Origin of the sequence: Acinetobacter calcoaceticus (genome assembly GCF_051947995.1) — a bacterium.
Lineage (GTDB): Bacteria > Pseudomonadota > Gammaproteobacteria > Pseudomonadales > Moraxellaceae > Acinetobacter.
The window spans coordinates 1-268 of the sequence record NZ_JBLVVH010000032.1 but is presented as its reverse complement, the minus strand read 5'-3'; the positions used below and the strand labels follow the sequence as shown (position 1 = coordinate 268).

General features: G+C 67.5%; 1 protein-coding gene. It reads right to left on the bottom strand.

What is annotated here, in order from left to right; translation table 11 throughout:
* A partial coding sequence (locus ACNQO6_RS18430) for a tripartite tricarboxylate transporter substrate-binding protein (RefSeq protein WP_440209910.1) occupies nucleotides 1-268 on the bottom strand: 268 nt, incomplete at both ends.

Sequence of the window (268 nt, the reverse complement as noted above, 5' to 3'; positions counted from 1 at the left end):
CAGTTCGTCGACTGGATGTTGCGTTCCTTGGCGATGCGCTGGCGCAGCTCCAGTTCGCGCTTGATCTGGGCGGCGTATTCGGCCGGCGTGTTGCCGTCGACCAGCGAGCCGCCGTCGGCCAGGCGCTGGATGATCTTGGGATCCTTCAGCGCCTTGACGGTGGCGTCGTGGATGCGGTCGATCACCGCCTGCGGCGTGCCGGCGGGGGCGACCAGGCCGTACCAGGCCATGTTGTCCATTTCCGGCAGGCCGCCTTCGGAGAACGTGG